Raw genomic sequence first — 17,404 nt, forward strand, 5'->3', positions numbered from 1 at the left:
CCGGCGGTTCCGACTCTATCAGATCCTTTCGGGCCTGATTTCCGGTCTCCCGGGTCAAGTCGGTTTGTCTTCCCGGCTGTTGGGCCGTTCCGACGAGTGAGACTTTAGCGGAATCCCGGCCCCCGATGCCAATCGGGGCCGCGTCCTTATCGAACGCGGATTCCTCATTTCGCAAAAGCGCACGAAAAACGAAACGGCGATGACCGCCGTGCGGATCAAGTGGTTGGTGCGGAATGGCTGTCCGGGGACCGACCGGAGTCGGCGCTCACGTCGGACAACTCGGAGAACACTACGTACGGGCCAAGTACGTGTCAACCCCGGCCCGGGGGCCGTACGGGTGGTCCGGGGCGGAGGCCTCAGCCGTTGCCCGAGGCCAGCTCGCGGCTGCGGTCGCGGGCGGCTTCCAGGGCTGCGATCAGGGCGGCCCGTACGCCGTGGTTCTCCAGTTCGCGGATCGCGCTGATCGTGGTGCCCGCCGGTGAGGTGACCGCCTCGCGGAGCTTGACCGGGTGTTCGCCGCTGTCGCGGAGCATCACGGCGGCGCCGATGGCGGCCTGCACGATGAGGTCGTGGGCCTGGGCGCGCGGCAGGCCGAGCAGGATCCCCGCGTCCGTCATGGCCTCGACCAGGTAGTAGAAGTACGCGGGGCCGGAGCCGGAGAGTGCCGTGGCGGCGTCCTGCTGGGACTCCGGGACGCGCAGGGTCTTGCCGACGCCGCCGAAGATCTCCTCCGTATGGGCGAGGTGGGTCGGGGTCGCGTGGCTGCCCGCGCTGATGACGGACATGCCCTCGTCCACGAGGACGGGGGTGTTCGGCATGACGCGGACGACCGGGGTGTTCGGCGCGAGCCGTTCCTCGATGAACGCGGTGGGGATGCCGGCGGCGGCGCTGATGACCAGGCGGTCGGGGGCGACGTGCGGGGTGAGCTCGTCCAGGAGGCGGCCCATGTCCTGGGGTTTCACGGTGAGGATCAGGGTGTCGGCGCGCTTGGCGGCGTCGGCGTTGCTGACGGAGTCGACGCCGTAACGGGTGCGCAGTTCCTCGGCGCGTTCCGGGCGGCGGGCCGTGACCAGGAGGTTCGCGGGGTTCCAGCCGGCGCGGATCATCCCGCTCAGGAGGGCTTCGCCGATCTTGCCGGTGCCGAGGACTGCGACGGTGTGGGTCATGCGGTCACCCTCCGGGTGGTGCGGGGTCTCTCCGTGGTGCGGAGGCTCTGGCTCTCCTTGGTACGGGTCTGGCCTCGTCATCCTCGCACCGCGCGGGGTGTGGGGGGCGGGGTGTCCGAGGGGCGGTACGGGGTGGGGTGCCGTGTTCCGTACGCGCTTCAGGAGGTGCGGCGGCGCAGGGTCGCGGCGCCCAGGGCCAGGACCAGCAGGGCGCAGGCGGCGACGATCAGGATGTCCCGTGCGAACGTCGTGGTCGGGTCGGGGTGGTGGACGATCTGGGTCATCGCGTCGACCGCGTACGACATGGGCAGGGCGTTGGAGACGGCGTGCAGGGCGGGCTGCATGGAGTCGCGCGGGGTGAGCAGGCCGCAGAGCAGCAGCTGCGGGAAGATCACGGCCGGCATGAACTGCACCGCCTGGTATTCGGAGGCCGCGAAGGCCGAGACGAAGAGGCCGAGGGCCGTGCCCAGGAGGGCGTCGAGCAGGGCCACCAGCAGGAGGAGCCACGGGGAGCCGAGGACGTCCAGGCCCAGGATCCACAGGGAGACGCCGGTGGCGAGGGCGGACTGGACGACGGCGAGCAGGCCGAAGGCGAGGGCGTAGCCCGCGATGAGGTCGCCCTTGGCGAGCGGCATGGCGAGGAGGCGTTCGAGGGTGCCGGAGGTGCGTTCGCGCAGGGTGGCGATCGAGGTCACCAGGAACATCGTGATCAGCGGGAAGATCCCGAGCAGGGACGCGCCGATGTCGTCGAAGGTGCGGGGCGAGGCGTCGAACACGTACCGCAGCAGGGTGATCATCGCGACCGGGACGAGGACCAGGAGCGCGATGGTGCGGGGGTCGTGGCGGAGCTGGCGGAGGACTCGGGCGGTGGTGGCGAGGGTGCGGGCGGGGGTGGGCGTGATGGTTCGGGGTTTGGTGGGTCGGGGGGTGGGGGCTGTCGGCCGGGTGGGGGTGGTGGTGCTTGTGGGGGTGGTGGTGCTTGTGGGGGACGGGGGCGGCGTTGGGGTTGGCGTTGGGGTCGTCATCGGGCTGCCTCCTTCTGGGGGCGCGGGGTGCGGGCGTCGAGGTCCGCCTCGTCCACGAGGGTCAGGAAGGCCTCCTCGACGGTGGCCGTGCCGGTGCGGGTGCGGAGGGCTTCGGGGGTGTCCTCGGCCAGGATTTGGCCGTCGCGCATCAGGAGCAGGTGATGGCAGCGCTCGGCCTCGTCCATGACGTGGGAGGAGACCAGGATCGTGGTGCCCCGGTCGGCGGCGATGGCGTGGAAGAGGTTCCAGAGGTCGCGGCGCAGGACGGGGTCGAGGCCGACGGTCGGTTCGTCGAGGACGAGCAGCTCGGGGGTGCCGAGCAGGGCGACCGCGAGCGAGACGCGGCTGCGCTGGCCGCCGGAGAGGCGGCCCGCGAGGGTGTCGGCGTGGGTGGTGAGGGCGACGTCCGTGAGGGCGCGGTCCACGGCGGTGGTGCGGGTTTTGCGGTGGGGGTGGCCGGGGTGGAGTACGGCGGCGAAGTACTCCAGGTTCTGACGTACCGTCAGGTCGTCGTAGACGGAGGGGGATTGGGTGACGTACCCGATCCGGGGGCGCAGGGCCGGGGAGCCTGCGGGGTGGCCGAGGACGGTGAGGGTGCCGGTGACGTTGGCCTGGGTGCCGACGATGGACCGCATCAGGGTCGACTTTCCGCAGCCGGAGGGGCCGAGGAGGCCGGTGATGCGGCCTTGGGGGGTGGTGAAGTGGAGGTTTTGCAGGACCTGGTGGGGGCCTCGGGTGACTGTTAGGGAGTGGGCGGTTAGGGCGGGGGTGGGGGTGGGGGGACGGGTGGGGTGGTTCGGGGTCGGGCTCGGCTCTGCGGTGTAATTCATCATGTGCTGAATATTGCGGAGAGTGGGGGTGGGAGTCAAGGAGGGGTGGGCGTTGGTGGGGGCTGGGGTGTGGGGGTCTCCCCGCCCCGCCCCTTCCCGAAAGCCCTGGGCGGGCGGCCGGGGGTGGGGTTGCTGCCGGGCTGTGTCCCCGGGGGCTTGGCGGGGCCTGCGGCCCCTGCGCCCCGCTCGGTGGTGACCTGCGGGCCGGTGGGGGCTGGTCGCGCAGTTCCCCGCGCCCCTGAAGGCACGGGCCTGCGGCCCTGTGCCCTGCTGCTCCGGGGAGGGCGGAGGGGGTGCGGGGAACTGCGCGACCAGCCCACCACCACCCGCAGACAAAGTCCCGACCCGACAAGGGCGCGGGGAACCGCGCGAGCAAGCCGCGGCCAGCCGCAGACGAAGACCGGGCACTTCTGGGGCGCGGGGAACTGCGCGAGCAACCCGGCACAACCCGCAGACGAAGGAAGGCTGGCCCGGCGGACCTTCTCGGAGGTCGTCCACAGGCTGTGGATGCGGGCTCGGGGGCGCGGTCCCGGAGTTGGGCCGGGCGGGCCGCAGGTTCTGGGCATGGGGTAAGCCTTGCCCAGTGGCGAGTCACCGGGGGTAGAGGTGCACTCCCGGTGCCGGGGCGGTTCCGTACCGGGGCGCGGGCCCGTACCGGTATGTGTACTGGGGTGTGGGCCCGTGCCGGGGCGTGGGCCCGTACCCGTAGTGGCGTGTGGGCGCGGGGCCGGGTCGGGGGTGGTCGGGGAGGGGGCTAGCCCCTCTTCGGCCTTTTCTTGGCCCTCCTGCGTTCGTGGCGCTTCAGGGACTCCTCGTACTCCCTGCGGTGCAGGGACTCGCCGGGGGCCTCGGTCAGGGCTCGGAAGGCGTAGGCCAGGAGGGAGCCTACGAAGCCGATGGCCTTCAGGCCCTGGAGGGATCGTTCGCGTTCGGGGTCGGTGGGGCGGGCCGAGAAGCCCTCCCACGTCTTGCGGAACGCCATCGCGCTGCACAGCGCGAACATCACCACGACCAGGACGGTCACGAAGGCGCCGGTGTCGGCGATCTGGAGGCCCTCGTACGCGAAGCGCAGGACGAAGCACGCCGCCACCGCCGCCACCAGGGCGCCGAGCGCCACCCCGGCGCGGCGCAGACCGTAGCCGCCGTCGTGGTCGACCCACGTCGTGCCGAAGAAGCGGATGGGCTCGGGCTCGGGGCCGCTCGCGCCCGTACCGCCGGCGTTCTGGTCGCTCATGGCTCGATTATCCCTGGTCTCGGGGGGCGGCTAGCCGCAGCGGACCGCCACGTATCCGACGCTGCCCGTCCGTACGTACGCGTCGGACACGTACTGCCCGTTGGCGATGTTGTCCCAGATGTTCGTCGTGCCGTACGGACCGGAGACCGTCGTTCCGGGGCACTGGCAGTTGATCGGGACGCTCACCCCCGTGGGGAGCACCTTGACCACCGGGTACCCGGTGCCGGGGCCGCTGCGGACGTTCAGCTGTACGCCCGGCGCCACCGGGTACCGCTTCGTCGTCGTCTCGCTCTGCTCACTCTGCACGCCCGCGAGCTCGTCCGTAGCCATGTCTGGCCTCCCCCGTCACCGTCACTCCGCGTACGCCACGCACGCGACCCGCAGGCTAGCAAGCCCCTCGGGTCTCGCACGCATCATCGACTAGGCTCCGAGCGTCGCGCTCGGGGACGAACACACGGGGGTGGGGGATGCCGCCGTTGCGCAGCACGGGGCCGGGCCCGGAAGCGGAACGTCCGGGGGTACCGGAGTACGCCGGGCAGTATCTGCTGGAGTCGACGCTCGGTTCCGGCGGCATGGGTGTGGTCCATCTGGCCACGTCCGCCTCCGGCCTGCGGCTGGCCGTCAAGGTCGTCCACGCCGAGCACGCCAAGGACCCGGAGTTCAGGGCGCGGTTCCGGCAGGAGGTGTCGGCCGCGCGGCGGGTGAGCGGTGCGTTCACCGCGTCCGTCGTCGACGCCGACACGGCGGCCGCGCGGCCCTGGATGGCCACCCTCTACATCCCCGGGCCCACCCTCGCCGAGGAAGTGAAGCGGAACGGGCCGCTCGATGCCGCGCGGGTACGGCGGCTGGGCGCCGGGCTCGCCGAGGCGCTGCGGGACATCCACCGGGCCGGGGTCGTCCACCGCGACCTCAAGCCGAGCAATGTGCTGCTCGCCGCCGACGGGCCGAAGGTCATCGACTTCGGCATCTCGCGCCCGTACGACAGCGATCTGCGCACCGAGACCGGGAAGCTGATCGGCACGCCGCCGTTCATGGCGCCGGAGCAGTTCCAGGCGCCGCGCGAGGTCGGTCCGGCCGCCGATGTCTTCGCGATGGGCGCGGTGCTGGTGCACGCGGCGACGGGGAACGGGCCGTTCGACTCCGAGAGCCATTACATCGTGGCGTACCAGGTCGTTCACAACGAGCCCGATCTGAGCGGGGTTCCCGATGACCTCGTTCCGGTGCTGAGCGCTTGTCTCGCCAAGAAGCCCGAGGACCGGCCCACACCGGACGAGCTGATGGCGGAGCTGCGCTCGGCGGCGTACGGGACCGAGGCCTTCATCCCGACCCAGCGCTTCAGCAACCCGGTGGAGAAGGTGCCGGGGCGGCCATGGCCGGACGGGGAGCGGGACGGCTGCGACGTGCCGACCCATCGGCGGGAGGCCGCCGGGGCGTCCTCGGCCGCTCCCCTGCGGGCGGCGCGCCGGCGGCTGCGGTGGGCCGCCGCCGGTGCCGCGCTGGTGGCGGTGGCCGCGGGTGCGGTGGTGGGCGTACGGATGGCCGGGGGCGGGGACGGTGGGGACGGCGGGCGGCCGCGGAAGGTGGCGCCGACGGCTGGGGCGGGGCGGGCGTTCACGCCGTGGGCCGTGCCGCTCGCCGGGCGCGGGAGCGGGAACCGTATGCCGGCCTGTTCCCTCGGCGGCGGGGCGCTGTACTGCGCCGCTCCCGGGGTCACCGCGGCGCGGCTCGATCCGGCGAGCGGGCGGGTGCTGTGGTCGGTGAAGGCCACGGGCGCGGCGGGGCGGGTGGCGGACGACGGACGGCCGCGGGTCTCCGGCGGGCTCGTCCTCGTGGCGCCGCCGGGCGCGGGGCGGATCGACGCCCTCGACCCGGCGACCGGCGCCAGGCGCTGGACCCGTCCGGTCCCGGCGCACGGGGCCCTCGCCTTCGGTGACACGGCCGTCCTGTTCACCACCGGCGGCGGTGAGGTGCGCTGCCTCGACAGCGCGAGCGGCCGGGAGCGCTGGCGGGGGCGGCCCGCCGCCGCGAACGCGCAGTGGATGGTGGGAGCGGCGCCCGGTGGTGCCGCGCTGTACGCGGTGTCGGTGGCCGAGGACGGGGCGACCTCCCTGGTCACCGCGGTCGCGCCGGACACCGGGAAGGTGCTGTGGACCAAGCGGCTGCCGGGTTCGCTGGGGGCGGTGGGGGCGAGCGGGGGCGCGCTCACGCTGCTGGCGGTGGACGCGGACAGCTTCACGACGGCGGTCGTACGCCTGGACACCGCGAGCGCGGCCCGGCCGGTCCGCCGAACCCCGCTGCCCGCCCCCGTCGACCAGGCGCAGGCGGCGGTCGACGGGGACACCGTGTACGTGTTCGGGGCGGGCGGGGCGCTGCTGGCGGTGGACACCCGGCGGGGTGCGCAGCTGTGGCGCCTGGAGACGGGGGCCGCGCGGGCGTCCCGGCCGGTGGTGGGAGGTGGCCGGGTGTATGTGGCGGCGTCGGACGGGCGGTTGCTGGGGGTGGATGCGGGGCGGGGGGTGCTGGTGGGGCAGACCGGGCCGCGGATGGCTTCGGGGCGCGACACCTTCGCGGCCAGTCTGCCGGCGCCGGTGTTGCGGGGTGTGGGGGCTGGTGCGGGTGCGGGGGTGGGTGCCGGTCCAGGTGCGGGTGCCGTGGTGTACGGGAGCGCACCGGACGGGGTGGTGTTCGGGGTGCGGGCGGGGTCGCTGGGCGGGGGGTGAGGGGGCGGCCCGCCCGGCCGGGGTGCCGCTGTGCCCACCCGTGGCGTTCGTCTGCGGGTTGTGGGTGGCTGAGCGCGCAGTTCCCCGCGCCCCTAGCTGCCTAGGGGCGCGGGGAACTGCGCGAGCAACCCACCACGGTCCGCAGACAAACAGGGGGGGTGGGGCCGAAGGCTCCTGACCCTGGGCCGGGGACAGCCCCGCTTGGGGGCTGTGGAGGGGGGGGCTTCGTCGGCGGGGGCGGGGTCAGGGGAGCTTCGTGACGTCCCGGACCGCTCCCCGGTCCGCACTCGTCGCCATCGCCGCATACGCCCGCAGCGCCGCCGACACCTTGCGTTCGCGGGACCTCGGCGCGTACACCCCGCCCAGCACCGCCCGTCGCTCCGTCAGTTCCGCCTCGGGGACAAGGAGTTCGATCGTACGGCTGGGGATGTCGATGCGGATGCGGTCGCCGTCCTCGACCAGGGCGATCGTGCCGCCGGACGCCGCCTCGGGCGAGGCGTGGCCGATGGACAGACCCGACGTACCGCCGGAGAAGCGGCCGTCGGTGACCAGCGCGCAGGACTTGCCGAGGCCCCGCCCCTTCAGGAACGACGTCGGGTAGAGCATCTCCTGCATGCCCGGGCCGCCCTTGGGGCCCTCGTACCGGATGACGACGACGTCGCCCTCCTTCACCTCCTTACGGAGGATCTTGTCGACCGCCTCGTCCTGGGACTCGCAGACCACGGCCGGGCCCTCGAACGTCCAGATGGACTCGTCGACACCGGCCGTCTTCACGACGCAGCCGTCCTCGGCCAGGTTGCCGCGCAGGACCGCGAGGCCGCCGTCCTTGGAGTACGCGTGGGCGGCGTCGCGGATGCAGCCGTTGGCCGCGTCGGTGTCGAGCGTCTCCCACCGCTTGGACTGGGAGAACGCGGTCGCCGAGCGCTCGCAGCCGGGAGCGGCGTGCCACAGCTCGACGGCCTCCGGCGTCGCCGAGCCGCCGCGCACGTCCCAGGCGTCCAGCCACTCCTTGATGGAGCGGGAGTGGACGGTGTGGACGTCCTCGTTCAGCAGCCCCGCGCGGTAGAGCTCGCCCAGGATGGCGGGGATGCCGCCGGCGCGGTGCACGTCCTCCATGTAGTACGTGGTCGTGGGCGCCAGGTTGGGCGCGACCTTGGCCAGGCAGGGGACGCGGCGCGAGACGGCGTCGATGTCCTTGAGGTCGTACGCGAGGTCGGCCTCCTGCGCGGCGGCGAGCAGGTGCAGGATCGTGTTGGTGGAGCCGCCCATGGCGATGTCGAGGGCCATGGCGTTCTCGAACGCCGCGCGCGTGGCGATGGAGCGGGGCAGGACGGAGGCGTCGTCCTCCTCGTAGTACCGCTTGGTGATGTCGACGACCGTGCGGGCCGCGTTCTCGTACAGGGCGCGGCGGGCGGTATGGGTGGCGAGGACCGAGCCGTTGCCGGGCAGGCTCAGGCCGATGGCCTCGGTGAGGCAGTTCATCGAGTTGGCGGTGAACATGCCCGAACAGCTGCCGCAGGTGGGGCAGGCGTTCTCCTCGATGCGCAGGACGTCCGCGTCGGAGATCTTCTCGTTGGCGGCGTCGACCATGGCGTCGATCAGGTCGAGCTTGCGGACGGTCCCGTCGACGAGGGTGGCCTGACCGGCCTCCATCGGGCCACCGGAGACGAAGACGGTGGGGATGTTGAGGCGCATCGCGGCCATCAGCATGCCCGGGGTGATCTTGTCGCAGTTGGAGATGCAGATGAGCGCGTCCGCGCAGTGCGCCTCGACCATGTACTCCACGCTGTCCGCGATCAGGTCGCGGGAGGGGAGGCTGTAGAGCATGCCGCCGTGACCCATCGCGATGCCGTCGTCGACCGCGATGGTGTTGAACTCGCGGGGGACGGCGCCGGCGGCCAGGATCGCGTCGGAGACGATGCGGCCGACCGGGGCGAGGTGGGTGTGCCCGGGCACGAACTCGGTGAAGCTGTTCGCCACGGCGATGATCGGCTTGCCGATGTCCGCGCCGGCTACGCCCGAGGCGCGCATCAGGGCGCGGGCGCCGGCCATGTTGCGGCCGTGGGTGACGGTGCGGGACCTCAGCTCGGGCATTGCGGTCGCTCCTCAGCATCCAGTGGCAGAAAGCCGGATCGGGCTGCTTCGAGCGTACGCCTCGACTCCAGGATCCGGACAGCTCGTCCGGATGCCGGGACGCCAGTTCGGCATACGGGCACCTGCGGGTGGGGGGCGCCTGCGGCGGGCGATCCCCTACCCGCCCCTTCCGGAAACCCTCCGGGGGTGGGGTGAGGGGTAAGGGGTGAGGGGGTTTCCCGGGGGCTGCGCGCTCGGACCCCGGGCGGGGCTTCGCCCCCCGCACCCCCAGCGGGGCTGCGCCCCCGCGCCCCGGCACCCCTGAACAGGCCCGCGCCCCTGCCCCGTCCCTCTCACCCCGGGTCCGTCAAATACCTCTGCAACGTCGGCGCCACCATCCGTACGATCTCCTCCGGGTCCGTGGACGCCAGCGGTTCCACCTTGATCACGTAGCGCAGGACGGCGATCCCCACCATGTGGGAGGCCGCCAGTTCCGCGCGGAAGCGGGGGTCGGGGACCTTCAGCTCCGCCGCGACGCGCTCCAGGACGCGACGCAGGACGAGGGTGCGCAGGACCTTCGCCGCCGCCTCGTGGGTGAGGGCCGAGCGGAAGACCGCCAGGAGCTGCGCGCGCGTGGCGGGGTTCTCCCAGACCTCGATGAAGTAGCGGGCCATGCGTTCGCCGACGCCGTCGAGGGAGTCCCCGGCGCCGACCACCGCGGGCGCGAGCTGGACCGGCTCCAGGGTCATCTCCACCGCCGCCTCGAACACCTCGTCCTTGGTGCCGAAGTAGTGGTGGACCAGTGCCGCGTCCACCCCGGCCGCCTTGGCGATGCCGCGGACCGACGTCTTGTCGTAGCCGCGCTCGGCGAACTCGGCGCGGGCCGCCTCCAGGATGCGCTGGCGCGTGCCGGGGCCGCTGTCGGCCTCCGCGCGCGGGGGGCGGCCCCGGCGGCGCGGGGCGGAGGCGGACGCGGGGGCGGATCCGGTCACCGGCGCACCTTGGACGCCAGGTGCAGCCGGGTGAAGGCGAGCGCCTCCGCGAGGTCCGCCTCGCGTTCGGCCGCGGACATGGCCCGGCGGGTGTTGACCTCGATGACGACGTGCCCGCCGAAGCCGGTGCGGGCGAGCCCTTCGAGGAGCTCGGCGCACGGCTGGCTGCCCCGGCCCGGGACGAGGTGCTCGTCCTTGGCGGAGCCCTTGCCGTCGGCGAGGTGGACGTGGGCGAGCCGGTCGCCCATGCGGTCGACGAGCGCCATCGCGTCGGTGCGGGCGGTCGCGGCGTGCGAGAGGTCGACCGTGAAGTGCCGGTAGTCGTCCTTGGTGACGTCCCAGTCGGGTGCGTACGCGAGCATCTCGCGGTCGCGGTAGCGCCACGGGTACATGTTCTCGACGGCGAACCGTACGTCCGTCTCGTCGGCCATCCGCCAGATGCCGGTGACGAAGTCACGGGCGTACTGGCGCTGCCAGCGGAACGGCGGGTGCACCACCACGGTGGAGGCGCCCAGCTTCTCGGCCGCGGCTCTCGCCCGCTGGAGCTTCACCCACGGGTCGGTCGACCAGACCCGCTGGGTGATCAGCAGACAGGGGGCGTGCACGGCCAGGATCGGCACCTGGTGGTAGTCCGAGAGCCGTCGCAGGGCGTCGACGTCCTGGCTGACCGGGTCGGTCCAGACCATGACCTCGACGCCGTCGTACCCCAGGCGTGCGGCGATCTCGAAGGCCGTCGCCGTCGACTCCGGATAGACCGAAGCCGTCGACAGGGCGACCTTCGCATCCGGGATGCGCACTACTGGTTCTGCCACGGAGACAGCCTACGGGCACCCGTGGGAAGGGCCGCGGGCGGACCGTCCACCCGGCCGGAACCCGATGCCCGCGCCGCCTCCCACGCCCCTGCCGCCCCCTGCGTCATCCCACCGGCAGCTGGTCGAGGTGGCGCAGGATCACGCCCTCGCGCAGCGCCCACGGGCAGATCTCCAGCTCCTCCACGCCGAACAGGTCCATCGCCCCCTCGGCCACCAGCGCCCCCGCGAGCAGCTGGCGCGCCCGGCCCTCGGAGACGCCCGGCAGCCTGGTGCGCTGCTCGGTGGTCATCGCGGCGAGCTTGGGCACCCACTCCTCCAGCGACCTGCGGCTCAGGGTGCGCTGGACGTACACGCCCTCGGTGGAGCGGGCGGAGCCGGCGATCCGGGCGAGCTGTTTGAAGGTCTTGGAGGTGGCGACCACGTGGTCCGGGGAGCCGGTGCGGGCGAACTCGCCGACCGTGCGGGCGATCTGCGCGCGGACGTGGCGGCGCAGGGCCCGTACGTCGGAGGGGTCGGGCGGGTCGCCGGGCAGCCAGGCGGCGGTGAGCCGGCCGGCGCCCAGGGGCAGCGACACGGCCGCGACCGGCTCCTCGTCGATCCCGTACGCGACCTCCAGGGAGCCGCCGCCGATGTCCAGGAGCAGCAGTTTCCCGGCCGACCAGCCGTACCAGCGGCGGGCCGCCAGGAAGGTGAGGCGGGCCTCCTCCTCGCCGGACAGGACGCCGAGGTCGACCCCGGTCTCCTCCTTGACCCGGCCGATCACCAGGTCGGCGTTGCTGGCCTCGCGCACCGCCGAGGTGGCGAAGGGGAGCATCTCCTCGACGCCCTTGTCCTCGGCCGCGATCAGCGCGGTGCTGACCGTGGCCACCAGCCGGTCGACGCCCTCCGGTCCGATCGCCCCGTCCTCGTCGAGGAGTTCGGCGAGCCTCAGCTCGGCCTTGTGCGAGTACGCGGGCAGCGGCGCGGCACCGGCGTGCGCGTCCACCACCAGCAGGTGAACCGTGTTCGACCCCACATCGAGGACTCCGAGTCTCATGAGCTGAACGCTACTGCGGTCGCGGACATACGCTTGTCCCGTGCCAAAGACGAAAAAGGCGAAGCCGGGCAAAGCCAAGCCCCCCAGGACTCCCGGACAGCAGACGGACGAGCAGGGGGTCGACTTCCCGCGCGCGTGGGTGGAGTTCCCCGACCCCGCCGACGACGAACAGGTCTTCCGCTGCGATCTGACGTGGCTGACCTCGCGGTGGACGTGTGTGTTCGGCAGCGGCTGCCAGGGCATCCAGGCGGGCCGCGCGGACGACGGCTGCTGCACGCTCGGCGCGCACTTCTCGGACGAGGACGACGAGAAGCGCGTGGCGGCGCACGTGGCGCGGCTCACGCCGGAGCTGTGGCAGTTCCACGACGAGGGCACGCAGAGCGGCTGGGTCCAGCTCGACGACGACGGCGAGCGGCAGACCCGCAGGTGGGAAGGTTCCTGCATCTTCCAGAACCGGCCCGGGTTCGCGGGCGGCGCGGGCTGTTCGCTGCACATCCTGGCGCTGCGCGAGGGCAAGGAGCCGCTGGAGACCAAGCCGGACGTCTGCTGGCAGCTGCCGGTGCGCCGCACCTACGACTGGATCGACCGGCCGGACGAGACGCGTGTGCTCCAGATCTCCATCGGGGAGTACGACCGGCGGGGCTGGGGTCCTGGCGGCCACGACCTGCACTGGTGGTGCACCTCGGCGACCTCGGCGCACGGCGCGGGCGAGCCGGTCTATGTGACCTACCGGCCGGAGCTGACCGAGCTGATGGGCAAGGAGGCGTACGAGGTGCTGGTGGGGCTGTGCGAGGCGCGGCTCGCCTCCGCGCTGCCGCTGGTGGCACCGCACCCGGCTGACCCGGCCCGTTGAGGGCCGCGCTCCCGGCCCCGGCCTCACGAGGGCTGCGGCGGGGACGCGGTGCCGCCGGGGGTGTCCGGCGGTGTGGTGGGTGCCGTCGGCGTCGGTGACGGCGAGGTCGGGGTGGGCGAGGGGCTGGTCGGCGTCGGGGAGTCGGGCGGCGTCGTCGGCGGGGTCGGGTCCGGCTCGGACGGGGTGCCGGGGTCGGGGTCGGGGTCGGGGTCGGGCGAGGCGGGCGGGATGGCCCGGGTGCCGGGTCCCACGCCGGTGATCCTGACGACCGCGCCCGAGGGCCGCACGCCGACCTGGGCCGACCAGTGGCCGCGCGGTTCGCGCGCGTGGTCGACCGACACGTACACCGAGACGCTTGTGCCCGGCTCCAGCGTCCCGCGGGTGCCGCTGAAGACGAGCCAGGGGGCGTCCGTCCACAGCGACCAGTCCACCGGGGCGTCGCCGCTGGCGGTGAGCGTGAGGACCGTGACGCCGCCCTGCGAGCGGGCCGAGACGGTGAGCTCGCCCGGCCCGGTGGGGCTGGCGGAGCCGGGGCTGACGACCTCCACGGAGACGTCGGCGGGGGGACGGCTGCCGGGTTCGGCGCGGGGGTCGGAGTCGGTGCGGGCGTTGCCCGCGTTCTCGTAGCGCTCGTACGGCAGGCCCTCCAGGCCGCCGGAGCTGTCGGCCTCGCTGGCGGTGACCTTGGCGCCGTCGGGGGACTCGCCGGTCGCGGGGGCGCCCCGGTAGGCGGCCCAGAGCGCGAAGGCGGGCGCGGCCACCACGGTGGCCACCACCGTGGTCGTCACGGCACGCGCGCGCAGCCGGTCCCGGCGGGCCGCCCGGTCCTTGGGGTCCATGGGGAAGCCGGACCGGTCGAAGCGGGGGGCGCCGCCGCGGGTCCTGGGGACGTGGAGCATCGCCGTGTACGCCGCCGCGCGCGGGGCCTCGGCCAGCGGCAGCGCGGCCGGGGTGACGGAGGAGCCTGGCCAGGGCCCGGCGGCGCCCGCGCGCTCGGCGGCGCGGCGGCAGCGCGGGCAGTCGTCGACGTGCCGGACCAGCTCGCGACGCAGGGCCGCCGAGAGCAGCACCTGGTGGTCGCCGGTGAGCCGGGCCACGGTGGGGCAGCCGCCGGTCTCGACGACGGCGAGGGCGGCCCGGGTCCGCTCGACCTCGCAGGCGCCGGCCGCGAGCAGCTCGCGGGCGGCCGGGTAGCTCATGCCGAGGACGGAGGCGACCTCGCGCGGGCCCAGCCGGTGGCGGACGGCGAGCTCCAGGGCCTCGCGCTGCTCGGGCGTGGTGCCGGCGGCCTCGGGCCAGGCGAGGAGCGCCAGTTCGCGGCGCCGGCGCTCGGCCTCCTCGGGCGATACGGAGGCGGCGGCATCGGGCTCGGACGGCTGCGGGCGGCCGGTGTGGGCACCCTTGCGGGTCCGTTTGCGCTCGGCGAGCTTGCGCAGACAGGACCAGCGCGCCAGCGCGTACAGCCACGCCTTGCGCTCGGCCTCGGTGTCGGGGCAGCGCGCGTGCTGGCGCTCGGAGACGGCGAGGACGTCACCGAGGACGTGGACGGCCTCGTCGTGGTCGCAGAGCACGGACAGGCAGTAGGTGAACAGGCCGTCGAGATACGCCTCGTAGCGCGCCGGCGGGCGCTGGGTCAACGTCCGGGACGCGCGGCGCTGCGCCCGGTGTGCGCCGGTGGTGTGCGTGGGGTGATCCAGACCGCTGCTCTTCACCCGGTGAAGGTAGGCGCAGGATCCCGCCTCCTTGGTGCCGCTTCAGCACATTTACTCCTTACGGGTGAAGGTATCCCTCAAAAGGGGACAGGAACCGTGTCCTCCATCGCGGAGGCTTGCCTTCCCCGGTGCGGAACGTTGCCTTCCCCCTTGCGGGGGAACGCTCTTCGGCGGTGGACGCGGGCCGCGCGGTACCGCCACCCGTCGGGACTGTCAGTGGGCGCCGCTACGGTGACGTCATGGCTACCCGTACGAAATCCGCCAAGGACCGGCCGTCCTACCGCTGCACCGAATGCGGCTGGACGACCGCCAAGTGGCTCGGCCGCTGCCCCGAGTGCCAGGCCTGGGGGACGGTCGAGGAGTACGGCGCGCCCGCCGTGCGGACGACGGCGGCGGGCCGGGTCTCCACCGCCGCCCTGCCGATCGGCCAGGTGGACGCCCGCCAGGCCACCGCCCGCTCGACCGGCGTCGCCGAGCTGGACCGCGTCCTGGGTGGCGGGCTCGTGCCGGGCGCGGTGGTGCTGCTTGCCGGGGAGCCGGGGGTCGGCAAGTCCACGCTGCTGCTCGACGTCGCCGCCAAGGCGGCCCGGGAGGAGCACCCCACGCTCTACGTGACGGGCGAGGAGTCCGCGAGCCAGGTCCGGCTGCGGGCCGACCGGATCAACGCCCTCAACGACCATCTGTACCTCGCGGCCGAGACGGACCTCTCCGCGGTCCTGGGCCATCTGGACGCGGTCAAGCCGTCCCTGCTCGTCCTCGACTCCGTACAGACCGTGGCCTCTCCGGAGATCGACGGAGCGCCCGGCGGCATGGCACAGGTGCGCGAGGTGGCGGGCGCGCTGATCCGCGCCTCCAAGGAGCGCGGGATGGCGACGCTCCTGGTCGGCCATGTGACCAAGGACGGGGCGATCGCGGGCCCGCGTCTGCTCGAACACCTGGTGGACGTGGTGCTCTCCTTCGAGGGCGACCGGCACGCGCGCCTGCGCCTGGTGCGCGGCGTGAAGAACCGGTACGGGGCGACGGACGAGGTGGGCTGCTTCGAGCTGCACGACGAGGGCATCACGGGCCTGACCGACCCCTCGGGCCTCTTCCTCACCCGCCGGGACGAGCCCGTTCCGGGTACGTGCCTGACGGTGACCCTGGAGGGCCGCAGGCCCCTGGTGGCCGAGGTCCAGGCGCTGACCGTGGACTCCCAGATCCCCTCGCCCCGGCGCACCACGTCCGGCCTGGAGACCTCCCGGGTCTCGATGATGCTGGCGGTCCTGGAGCAGCGCGGGCGGATCACCGCGCTGGGCAAGCGCGACATCTACAGCGCCACGGTCGGCGGCGTGAAGCTCTCCGAACCCGCGGCGGACCTGGCGATCGCCCTCGCGCTGGCGTCGGCCGCGAGCGACACCCCGCTGCCGAAGAACCTGGTCGCGATCGGTGAGGTGGGGCTCGCGGGCGAGGTCAGAAGGGTCACGGGCGTCCAGCGCCGACTGGCCGAGGCCCACCGCCTGGGCTTCACGCACGCGCTGGTGCCGTCCGACCCGGGGAAGGTCCCGGCCGGTATGAAGGTCACGGAAGTCGCCGACATGGGGGACGCCCTGCGGGTGCTGCCGCGCGGGCGTCGGGCCGAGGCCCCACGGGCGGAGGAGGAGCGCCGGTAGACTTTGCCGTCGAACGTCTGCGACCGGAGGAGTGCAGTGGCAGCCAACGACCGGGCAGCGGGATCCGGAAAGTCCGGCACAGGCTCCGGCAACGAAGCGCTGATGCGGGCCGCGCTGAGCGCGGTCGCGCCCGGCACCGCACTCCGTGACGGCCTGGAGCGCATCCTGCGGGGCAACACGGGCGGTCTGATCGTGCTCGGGCTCGACAAGACCGTCGACTCGATGTGCACGGGCGGCTTCGTCCTGGACGTGGAGTTCGCCGCGACGCGGCTGCGCGAGCTGTGCAAGCTGGACGGGGCGCTGGTCCTCGACAAGGACATCACCAAGATCCACCGTGCCGGGGTCCAGCTGGTCCCCGACGCGGGCATCCCCACCGAGGAGACGGGCACCCGCCACCGCACGGCGGACCGGGTCTCCAAGCAGTGCAACTTCCCCGTGGTCTCGGTCTCCCAGTCCATGCGCCTGATCGCGCTGTACGTGAACGGGGAGCGCCGGGTCCTGGAGGAGTCGGCGGCGATCCTCTCGCGGGCCAACCAGGCGCTGGCGACGCTGGAGCGGTACAAGCTGCGCCTGGACGAGGTGGCCGGCACGCTGTCGGCCCTGGAGATCGAGGACCTGGTGACGGTCCGGGACGTCACGGCGGTCGCCCAGCGCCTGGAGATGGTCCGCCGGATCGCCACGGAAATCGCCGAGTACGTGGTGGAGTTGGGCACCGACGGGCGGCTGCTCTCGCTCCAGCTGGACGAGCTGATCGCGGGCGTCGAGCCCGAGCGGGAGCTGGTGGTCCGGGACTATGTGCCCGAGCCGACGGCGAAGCGCTCGCGGACGGTGGCGGAGGCGCTGACGGAGCTGAACGATCTCACCCACGCGGAGCTGCTCGAACTGCCCATAGTGGCGCGGGCGTTGGGCTACAGCGGCTCGCCCGAGACGCTGGACTCCGCGGTCTCGCCCCGCGGGTACCGCCTCCTGGCCAAGGTTCCCCGGCTGCCCGGGGCGATCATCGAGCGTCTGGTGGAGCACTTCGGGGGGCTTCAGAAGCTGCTGGCGGCGTCCGTGGATGACCTTCAGACCGTGGACGGGGTCGGGGAGGCTCGGGCGCGGAGCGTGCGGGAGGGGCTGTCGCGGTTGGCGGAGTCCTCGATTCTGGAGCGGTACGTGTAGGTGGGGGGCGGTGGGGTGGGGCCGGGGCGGATTCCCCCACCCCGCCCCTTCCCGAAAGCCCTCTGGCGGGCGGCCGGGGCTTCGGCCCAGGGCCGGGACTCTGACCGCGGGGCCGGTGGCGGGCTGGCCGCGCAGTTCCCC

The 17,404-nt window shown here is 73.4% G+C and carries 14 protein-coding genes; 4 read left to right on the forward strand and 10 right to left on the reverse strand.

Translation table 11 applies throughout. From position 1 onward, the window contains the following. Positions 1-356 precede the first annotated feature (356 nt). The 5 genes from proC to ACZ4MU_RS26680 all read right to left on the reverse strand — a co-directional run bounded on the left by proC (position 357) and on the right by ACZ4MU_RS26680 (position 4,585). Positions 357-1,166, reverse strand: a complete 810-nt coding sequence (proC, locus tag ACZ4MU_RS26660) for a pyrroline-5-carboxylate reductase (protein WP_467881407.1) — start codon at positions 1,164-1,166, stop codon at positions 357-359. 158 nt (positions 1,167-1,324) lie between these two features. After that, positions 1,325-2,191: an ABC transporter permease gene (locus ACZ4MU_RS26665; RefSeq protein WP_467881409.1), complete on the reverse strand. Its 867-nt coding sequence runs from the start codon at positions 2,189-2,191 to the stop codon at positions 1,325-1,327. Continuing rightward, positions 2,188-3,024 (reverse strand): ABC transporter ATP-binding protein, encoded by an 837-nt coding sequence (locus ACZ4MU_RS26670; RefSeq protein ID WP_467881411.1) that lies wholly within the window; start codon positions 3,022-3,024, stop codon positions 2,188-2,190. Before ACZ4MU_RS26670 ends, ACZ4MU_RS26665 begins: the two co-directional genes overlap by 4 nt. A 751-nt stretch (positions 3,025-3,775) precedes the next feature. Next, complete coding sequence (locus ACZ4MU_RS26675) at positions 3,776-4,255, reverse strand: hypothetical protein (RefSeq protein WP_467881412.1); 480 nt, start codon at positions 4,253-4,255, stop codon at positions 3,776-3,778. Positions 4,256-4,285: 30 nt separating this feature from the next. Continuing rightward, positions 4,286-4,585, reverse strand: a complete 300-nt coding sequence (locus tag ACZ4MU_RS26680; protein ID WP_467881414.1) for a peptidase — start codon at positions 4,583-4,585, stop codon at positions 4,286-4,288. Positions 4,586-4,722: 137 nt separating this feature from the next. Between ACZ4MU_RS26680 and ACZ4MU_RS26685 the strand changes: the two genes are divergently transcribed. Next, positions 4,723-6,975: a protein kinase domain-containing protein gene (locus ACZ4MU_RS26685; RefSeq protein WP_467881416.1), complete on the forward strand. Its 2,253-nt coding sequence runs from the start codon at positions 4,723-4,725 to the stop codon at positions 6,973-6,975. 243 nt (positions 6,976-7,218) lie between these two features. Here ACZ4MU_RS26685 and ilvD read toward each other — a convergent pair whose 3' ends face one another. From ilvD to ACZ4MU_RS26705, 4 genes are all read right to left on the reverse strand, one after another. Continuing rightward, positions 7,219-9,069 carry a dihydroxy-acid dehydratase gene (gene ilvD, locus ACZ4MU_RS26690; RefSeq protein WP_467881418.1) on the reverse strand — a complete coding sequence of 617 codons (1,851 nt, stop codon included), beginning with the start codon at positions 9,067-9,069 and terminating at the stop codon, positions 7,219-7,221. A gap of 332 nt (positions 9,070-9,401) precedes the next feature. After that, entirely contained in the window at positions 9,402-10,040 is a 639-nt protein-coding gene (locus ACZ4MU_RS26695; protein WP_467881420.1) for a TetR/AcrR family transcriptional regulator, read from the reverse strand. Next, positions 10,037-10,852, reverse strand: a complete 816-nt coding sequence (locus tag ACZ4MU_RS26700; RefSeq protein ID WP_467881421.1) for a sugar phosphate isomerase/epimerase family protein — start codon at positions 10,850-10,852, stop codon at positions 10,037-10,039. Before ACZ4MU_RS26700 ends, ACZ4MU_RS26695 begins: the two co-directional genes overlap by 4 nt. 103 nt (positions 10,853-10,955) lie before the next feature. Further along, positions 10,956-11,888, reverse strand: a complete 933-nt coding sequence (locus ACZ4MU_RS26705) for a Ppx/GppA family phosphatase (protein ID WP_467881423.1) — start codon at positions 11,886-11,888, stop codon at positions 10,956-10,958. A 40-nt stretch (positions 11,889-11,928) separates the two neighbouring features. Here ACZ4MU_RS26705 and ACZ4MU_RS26710 point away from each other — a divergent pair, with 40 nt between their 5' ends. After that, the gene (locus ACZ4MU_RS26710; protein ID WP_467881424.1) at positions 11,929-12,741 is read left to right on the forward strand and encodes a DUF3109 family protein; all 813 of its coding nucleotides are present in this window, start codon (positions 11,929-11,931) and stop codon (positions 12,739-12,741) included. A gap of 23 nt (positions 12,742-12,764) precedes the next feature. On the opposite strand, the gene ACZ4MU_RS26715 is transcribed toward ACZ4MU_RS26710, so the two are convergent. Beyond that, positions 12,765-14,453 carry a BACON domain-containing protein gene (locus ACZ4MU_RS26715; protein ID WP_467881426.1) on the reverse strand — a complete coding sequence of 563 codons (1,689 nt, stop codon included), beginning with the start codon at positions 14,451-14,453 and terminating at the stop codon, positions 12,765-12,767. A gap of 239 nt (positions 14,454-14,692) precedes the next feature. Between ACZ4MU_RS26715 and radA the strand changes: the two genes are divergently transcribed. Together radA and disA are read left to right on the forward strand one after the other, a co-directional pair. After that, positions 14,693-16,102, forward strand: a complete 1,410-nt coding sequence (gene radA, locus ACZ4MU_RS26720) for a DNA repair protein RadA (RefSeq protein ID WP_358836337.1) — start codon at positions 14,693-14,695, stop codon at positions 16,100-16,102. Between the two features lie 36 nt (positions 16,103-16,138). Further along, positions 16,139-17,263 (forward strand): DNA integrity scanning diadenylate cyclase DisA, encoded by a 1,125-nt coding sequence (gene disA / locus ACZ4MU_RS26725; RefSeq protein ID WP_467881428.1) that lies wholly within the window; start codon positions 16,139-16,141, stop codon positions 17,261-17,263. The last annotated feature ends 141 nt before the right edge of the window (positions 17,264-17,404 follow it).

The organism is Streptomyces sp. NPDC026377, assembly GCF_055567715.1.

Excerpts from the sequence above, each read along its gene's own strand:
- ilvD (WP_467881418.1), bottom strand. The coding sequence starts at position 9,069 with ATGCCCGAGCTGAGGTCCCGCACCGTCACCCACGGCCGCAACATGGCC.
- ACZ4MU_RS26685 (WP_467881416.1), top strand. The coding sequence starts at position 4,723 with ATGCCGCCGTTGCGCAGCACGGGGCCGGGCCCGGAAGCGGAACGTCCG.
- proC (WP_467881407.1), bottom strand. The coding sequence starts at position 1,166 with ATGACCCACACCGTCGCAGTCCTCGGCACCGGCAAGATCGGCGAAGCC.
- ACZ4MU_RS26675 (WP_467881412.1), bottom strand. The coding sequence starts at position 4,255 with ATGAGCGACCAGAACGCCGGCGGTACGGGCGCGAGCGGCCCCGAGCCC.
- ACZ4MU_RS26665 (WP_467881409.1), bottom strand. The coding sequence starts at position 2,191 with ATGACGACCCCAACGCCAACCCCAACGCCGCCCCCGTCCCCCACAAGC.
- ACZ4MU_RS26680 (WP_467881414.1), bottom strand. The coding sequence starts at position 4,585 with ATGGCTACGGACGAGCTCGCGGGCGTGCAGAGTGAGCAGAGCGAGACG.
- ACZ4MU_RS26705 (WP_467881423.1), bottom strand. The coding sequence starts at position 11,888 with ATGAGACTCGGAGTCCTCGATGTGGGGTCGAACACGGTTCACCTGCTG.
- ACZ4MU_RS26670 (WP_467881411.1), bottom strand. The coding sequence starts at position 3,024 with ATGATGAATTACACCGCAGAGCCGAGCCCGACCCCGAACCACCCCACC.
- radA (WP_358836337.1), top strand. The coding sequence starts at position 14,693 with ATGGCTACCCGTACGAAATCCGCCAAGGACCGGCCGTCCTACCGCTGC.